Here is a 5,634-nt window from a genome sequence, read left to right as displayed (position 1 = left end):
CGCGACGATCGTCGCGGGGCCCCGGCCGCCGTCCGGCTCAGTGCTCGTCGGCGAGGATGAGGTAGAGCTTCTTGCGGGCCTCGTTGATCACGGTGACCGCCTTCTGCCGCTGCTCGGCACTGCCGGTCTTCCAGACCTGCCCGAACGCCTCCATCAGACCGAAGCCGGCCTGCCGGATCTCGTTCACGGCGTCCCAGTCGACCCCGCGCCCGGCCTCCTCCCACGGCGCCTCGGGGCCTTCCTCGGCCTCGGCGCGCCCGGATTCGGTGAGCGTGAACAGCTTCTTGCCGCCCTCGCTCGCGCTGGTGATCAGCCCCTCGTCCTCCAGCATCTGGAGCGTCGGGTAGACCGAGCCGGGACTGGGCTTCCACGCCCCGTCGCTGCGCTCGCCGATCTCCCGGATCATCTCGTAGCCGTGCATCGGGCGGTCCTTCAGGAGCGCCAGGATCGAGGCGCGCACGTCACCGCGCCGCGCCCTCCCCCGGCCGCCACCGCGACCCCGCCCGCCGAAGCCGCCACCGAACGGCCCGCCGCCGTACCCGGGCCCGAACGGCCCGAACGCGGCACGCCGCCCCTCGAAGTCCCCCCGAGGCCCGGGGCCGCAGCCTCCACGGCCGTGCCCGTTTCCGTGCTCGTGTCCATGTGAACGCATCGCAACGCTCCTTTCATCGAGAATCCGTCGTCGAACTGTCGCGATGCGCCAACGATATATCGGAACTGTTCGTCGAGCAAGAGACCGACAACGAATCCGTCTCTCCCCTCCCCGGCCGCACCGCGGACGCCCCTCGTGGTGGTCCCGGTTCCTCCTCGACGTGGTGGCCGGTACGACGACGTCGTCCTTCACCGACCTCGACGGCCTCGTCGCCCCCGACGCACGCACCCGCTTCCTCCCGCTGGCGCGGATCACCGGCCCGTGACGGCGGACGGCGCGGCCCTCGGGACGTCCCGCACGAACACCAGGCCGTCGCAGTCCGCGAGATGGGCCGGATCGAACGGGGCGTAGCCGTACCACGGGGACACCCGGGACGCAGGCCGCTCGTCACCGAGGACGGCGGAGAGCGCCCGGGCGTCGACGACACAGCGGTCCTCCCCGAGCGCGGACAGGAGGCCCTCGACCGTGTCCGGCGGCGGCGCGTCCACCCCCTGGTGCCGGATCGTGCCCAGGGCCGTCGCCACGAAGGCGTACTCCGCGCCGAGTTCGGCGCTCACCAGGGCGCCGGCGCTCCACCACTCCAGCGGCTGTCCGGCCATCCGCATCGAGCTCCGCTCCCGCTGGAGGTGGCTGTTGTGGGCGTACACGAGCGTCGGGCCCCGCTCGGCGAGCGCGAGGAGGTTGAGGGACATCAACCGGTCCCGCGCGGAGGCCAGTCGGGCCCAGCGGGACGGCGAGGCGTCGGCCATCCCGTGGTGGTAGCGCAGCAGGCCGAGCGCGGTGCGGCCGTACAGGCGGGCGCGCTCCCACTCGTCCGGCGAGCTCACCCCCACCAGGTGCGGCCGCTGCGCGTCGAGCAGCGCCGCGAGTTCGTCGGCGATCACCCGCAGCCGGGCCGCCGGCTCCGACCGCCCCACCGACCGGGCCGGGTCCCTCATCGCGGCGGGCTCGGTCCACCGGTCGTCGCCGCCGAGCAACTCGTCGAGCGTGTCCGGGCCGCAGGGCAGCAGGTCCGCCTCCACCCGGTCCGCGAGGTATCCGTGGAGCGCGGTGAGGGCCTGCCGGGGACTCTCGGCCGCGGCGATCTCCAGCGGTCCGTCGAACCCGGCGAAACGGAGCTGCTCGGCCGCGGGCCGGCCCTCGTTGTGGGCGCGCATCCAGCGCACCAGCTCGCGGTTGCCCGCGAGGGCACCCCACTCGTGGCTGAAGCCGTGCTCCATGACCTCGTCGAGGGTGCCGGTGCCCGCCGTGACGTGGTCGTCCACGATCAGGCCCCGCAGGCAGTCGGTCTCGAGCGCGATCGTCCGGTAGCCCTCCCGCTCCACGAGCTCCCGGAAGAGCGCGTTGCGCAGGTCGAGCAGCGCGTCCTCGCCGTGGGTGGGCTCGCCCAGGGCGAGGAGCCCGGGCCGGGCCGGAAGCAGCCCCATGACGGCGGCAGCGTCGACGGCATGGGCGGTGTCCTTGATGTCAGTCGCCATGCCTTCCACGCTATCGTTGAAGCTTCGGTGGAGACTTTTGCTCAGACCACCCGGGATACTGTGGCCCTCATGGGGAAAAAGCTTCAAAGTACGGATCGGCTGAGGCCCGTCGACCTGGCTCGCGGCCACGGTCTGTCGACCCAGGCGGTCAGGAACTACGAGGAGGCCGGGATCCTCCCCGCCGCCGCCCGCACGCCCCACGGCTACCGGACCTACACCCCCCTCCACGACAGTGCTCTGCGCGCCTTCCTGGCCCTGCTGCCCGGCCACGGCCACCCGACGGCGACGGCGATCATGCGGGCCGTGAACGAAAGCAAGCCCGACGAGGCGTTCCGCCTGATCGACGAGAGCCACGCACAGCTCCTGGAGGACCGGCGGACCCTCCGGGACGTGGAGAGCGCCCTGCGCGACCTGGACCCCGGTTCCGCGGGGCCGACCGAGCCCGGCGGCACGTTCATCGGGCCGCTCGCGCGGCGGCTCGGCATCCGCCCCGCGACCCTGCGCGCGTGGGAGGACGCCGGTCTGGTCCGGCCGCGGCGCGACCCCCGGACCGGGTACCGCGTGTACGACGAGGCCGCCGTACGGGACGCCCGGCTGACCCACCAGCTCCGGCGCGGCGGCTCCCCGCTGGAGCGGATCGCCCCGCTGATCGCCCATGTCCGCGCGGCCGGCGGACTGGCGCCGCTGGAGGCCGCGCTGGCCGAGTGGCACGGACGGCTGGCGGCCCGCGGGCGCGCGATGCTGGCCGGGGCCGCGGAGCTGGAGGAGTACCTCCGCGCTCGGGGCTGAGCCGGCCCCGACTGGCATGATCGGCGCCATGCCGACGCGACCGCTGCTCCTCGAAGCCCGCCGTCTGTGGGAGGAACTGGCCCGTGCGCCACGGTCGTTCCCGCCCGGGGGCGGTGTGACCGTGACCGTGTCCCCGGAGTCGGCGCTGTGCCCACCCGGCTGGGTCGGCGTGGTCGCCCTCGGAGGATCCGCACTCGTGACCGTCCCGGCGGAGACCGCCGCCGCGCCCGTGCGCACCGCCCTGGCCGGCCTGCCCGCGGAGGCCCTGGTGGACGAGGCGTCCCTCCGCGCGGTGCTGCCCGTGGCCGGGGTGCTGGGCCCGGCGGCGCTGGCCTATGTCTCACCCGGGGGCTTCCGCCCCGTGTCCGGCCCTGCGGCGGTGGAACGGCTGCCCGGCGACCATCCGGCGCTGCGGGCCCTGGAGGAGGCCGCCGGCCGGGAGGAGGCCGGGGAGGCCGCCCTGGACGACATCACCTCGGCCGCGTTCGTGGTCCGCGAGCACGGCCGGGTGGTGGCCGCCGCCGGACACCGGTCCTGGCCCCGGCGCACCGCCCACCTCAGCGTGCTGACGGCACCGGAGGCACGGGGCCGGGGGCTGGCGCGCGCGGCGGCGTCGGCGGCGGTCGCCGACGCCCTCGCCGCCGGCCTCCTCCCGCAGTGGCGCGCGCGTCACCCGGCCTCCCGGCGGGTCGCCGCCGCCCTGGGCTTCGAGGAGCTGGGCACCCAGCTCTCCCTGGAGCTCTCCCGGAACCCGGCGGCACCCCAGGGCCTGTCGTCACACTCCCGTCTGCCCTGCGCGGCCTCCCTCCGGGCGGCGACAGGAGCGTGACGACAGGCCCTGGTGACCCTGCGAGACTCCCCCCATGCCCGACGCCACCGCCCCGCGCTTCGCCCAGTTCACCGCTCCCGGCGCCCTGCCCGCCGGGCTCGCTCCGCTCCTCGTCGACTGCTGGACCGAGGTGAGCGACGCGGGCGGGGCCGCCGGGTTCCCCTTCCCGCCCGTCGACCCGGCCGAGGTCGCCGCCGCGGTCGACCGCATCGTCGCGGGACTCGACCCGGCGAGCAGCCGGCTCGTCACCGCCACGGTCGACGGCGCCCTGGCGGGCTGGCTGTGCCTCCGCCGCGACACCCATCCGCTGGTCGCGCACTGGGGCACCCTGCACCACGTCCAGACCCGCCTCCGCGTGCGGGGACGGGGCATCGGCGCCGGTCTGGTGCGCCGCGCCCACGCGATCGCCCGCGACGAGATGGGCCTGGAGCAGCTGCGCCTCGCGGCACGCGGCGGCACCGGCCTGGAGGAGTTCTACGGCCGGCTGGGCTGGCGGGAGATCGGCCGCTGGCCCGGAGCCCTGCGCATGGCGGCCGGCGACGACCGCGACGAGGTCCTCATGGTCCTGAAGCCCCTGTGACCTCTCCCGCCCCACCGCGACGGGCCCGTACGGCACGCGCGACCCGGGTGGTCCCGTACCCCGGCAGCCACGGCAGCGCCGTGATGCCGAGGACGTACGCGAGGAGGTGGCCGACGAGGTCGTCGGTGCGCAGCGGCTGGTCCCAGGGCAGGACCATGGCGGCCGCGGAGACCCCACCGGCACCAGTGGCAGCAGGACCGTCCACACCCGGGGCCACGGCCCGGGCCGCCGGGCGCACCAACCCGACGGGGTGCGGGGTCCGGGCGGTTCGATGCCGCGCGGGTGCGGGTGGACGACGCGGGGAAGAACGGGTCCAGTTCTCCGCGATTGGCCTTGGTCCGCGGTTTTCCTCCCCCGGTACGGTCGGTGACATGCGCATCCGAATCGTCGACGCCTTCACCGACCGGCCCTTCTCCGGCAACCCGGCCGGAGTCCTGCTCCTCGACTCGTTCCCCGACGACGCCTGGCTCCAGAAGGTCGCCGCCGAGGTCAACCTGTCCGAGACGGCCTTCGCCCATCCGCTGCCCGCCGGAGGGGAGGCCGACTGGGCGCTGCGCTGGTTCACCCCGACCACCGAGGTCGACATGTGCGGTCACGCCACCCTGGCCACGGCACACGTCCTGCACACCACCGGCACCGCGAGCGGCACCGTCCGCTTCGCCGCCCGCTGCGGCCTCCTGATCACCACCGCCGAGGCCGACGGCACGATCACGATGGACTTCCCGACCTCCTCCCTCACCCCGGTCCCCGTCCCCGAGGGTCTGGAGAAGGCGCTCGGCGCCGAGGTCGTCGCCGTCCACGACACCGCCGAGCACATCGGCGACCTCCTCGTCGAGCTGCGCGACGAGGCCACGGTCCGCTCCCTGGCGCCGGACTTCGCCGTCCTGAAGGAGCTCTCCCAGCGCGGCGTCATCGCGACCGCCGCCGCCGAACGCCCCGACGGCGACTACGCGTTCGTGTCGCGGGGCTTCTTCCCCGCCGTCGGGATCGACGAGGACCCGGTGACGGGCAGCGCCCACACCGCGCTCGCCCCGTACTGGTCGGCCCGGTTCGGCCGCGAGGAGCTCACCGGCTTCCAGGGCGGCGCCCGCACGGGCCTCGTCCGGACCCGTCTGAAGGGCGAGCGCACCCTCCTGAACGGCCACGCCGTCACGGTCATCGAGGGCGACCTGCGCGTGTGACGTACGAGAGGGGCGGGGGGGGCGCGGGGCGCCCCCCCCCCCCCCCCCCCCGCGCCCCCCGGGGGGGGAGCCACCCCCCCCACGCGCAACCAGGCGGCGACCCAAGAACACGACAGAGGAGGGGA

At 75.2% G+C, this 5,634-nt stretch carries 7 protein-coding genes; 4 read left to right on the top strand and 3 right to left on the bottom strand.

Translation table 11 applies throughout. From position 1 onward, the window contains the following. Positions 1-37: 37 nt before the first annotated feature. Complete coding sequence (locus ACFV2S_RS24875) at positions 38-652, bottom strand: PadR family transcriptional regulator (RefSeq protein WP_385563084.1); 615 nt, start codon at positions 650-652, stop codon at positions 38-40. A gap of 251 nt (positions 653-903) precedes the next feature. Then, positions 904-2,130: an erythromycin esterase family protein gene (locus ACFV2S_RS24870; RefSeq protein ID WP_385563081.1), complete on the bottom strand. Its 1,227-nt coding sequence runs from the start codon at positions 2,128-2,130 to the stop codon at positions 904-906. A 69-nt stretch (positions 2,131-2,199) separates the two neighbouring features. On the opposite strand from ACFV2S_RS24870, the gene ACFV2S_RS24865 reads away from it, so the two are divergent. Genes ACFV2S_RS24865 through ACFV2S_RS24855 form a run of 3 tightly spaced genes read left to right on the top strand, consistent with a single transcriptional unit; the run spans position 2,200 to position 4,328 of the window. Then, on the top strand, positions 2,200-2,919 hold the full coding sequence (locus ACFV2S_RS24865; RefSeq protein WP_385563078.1) for a TioE family transcriptional regulator: 720 nt from the start codon (positions 2,200-2,202) through the stop codon (positions 2,917-2,919). Positions 2,920-2,947: 28 nt separating this feature from the next. Continuing rightward, complete coding sequence (locus tag ACFV2S_RS24860; RefSeq protein WP_385563075.1) at positions 2,948-3,748, top strand: GNAT family N-acetyltransferase; 801 nt, start codon at positions 2,948-2,950, stop codon at positions 3,746-3,748. A 34-nt stretch (positions 3,749-3,782) separates the two neighbouring features. Beyond that, positions 3,783-4,328 (top strand): GNAT family N-acetyltransferase, encoded by a 546-nt coding sequence (locus tag ACFV2S_RS24855; protein WP_385563072.1) that lies wholly within the window; start codon positions 3,783-3,785, stop codon positions 4,326-4,328. Here the strand turns inward: ACFV2S_RS24855 and ACFV2S_RS24850 are convergent. Continuing rightward, entirely contained in the window at positions 4,306-4,533 is a 228-nt protein-coding gene (locus ACFV2S_RS24850; RefSeq protein ID WP_385563069.1) for a hypothetical protein, read from the bottom strand. The genes ACFV2S_RS24855 and ACFV2S_RS24850 overlap by 23 nt on opposite strands. 166 nt (positions 4,534-4,699) lie before the next feature. Between ACFV2S_RS24850 and ACFV2S_RS24845 the strand changes: the two genes are divergently transcribed. Beyond that, positions 4,700-5,509, top strand: coding sequence for a PhzF family phenazine biosynthesis protein (locus tag ACFV2S_RS24845; RefSeq protein WP_385563066.1), 810 nt, complete (start codon positions 4,700-4,702; stop codon positions 5,507-5,509). The last annotated feature ends 125 nt before the right edge of the window (positions 5,510-5,634 follow it).

Origin of the sequence: Streptomyces sp. NPDC059695 (assembly GCF_042733785.1) — a bacterium.
Taxonomy (GTDB): Bacteria; Actinomycetota; Actinomycetes; order Streptomycetales; family Streptomycetaceae; genus Streptomyces.
This window is presented reverse-complemented; position numbering and strand designations above follow the sequence as displayed.

Excerpts from the sequence above, each read along its gene's own strand:
- ACFV2S_RS24845 (WP_385563066.1), top strand. The coding sequence starts at position 4,700 with ATGCGCATCCGAATCGTCGACGCCTTCACCGACCGGCCCTTCTCCGGC.
- ACFV2S_RS24855 (WP_385563072.1), top strand. The coding sequence starts at position 3,783 with ATGCCCGACGCCACCGCCCCGCGCTTCGCCCAGTTCACCGCTCCCGGC.
- ACFV2S_RS24865 (WP_385563078.1), top strand. The coding sequence starts at position 2,200 with ATGGGGAAAAAGCTTCAAAGTACGGATCGGCTGAGGCCCGTCGACCTG.
- ACFV2S_RS24870 (WP_385563081.1), bottom strand. The coding sequence starts at position 2,130 with ATGGCGACTGACATCAAGGACACCGCCCATGCCGTCGACGCTGCCGCC.
- ACFV2S_RS24860 (WP_385563075.1), top strand. The coding sequence starts at position 2,948 with ATGCCGACGCGACCGCTGCTCCTCGAAGCCCGCCGTCTGTGGGAGGAA.
- ACFV2S_RS24875 (WP_385563084.1), bottom strand. The coding sequence starts at position 652 with ATGCGTTCACATGGACACGAGCACGGAAACGGGCACGGCCGTGGAGGC.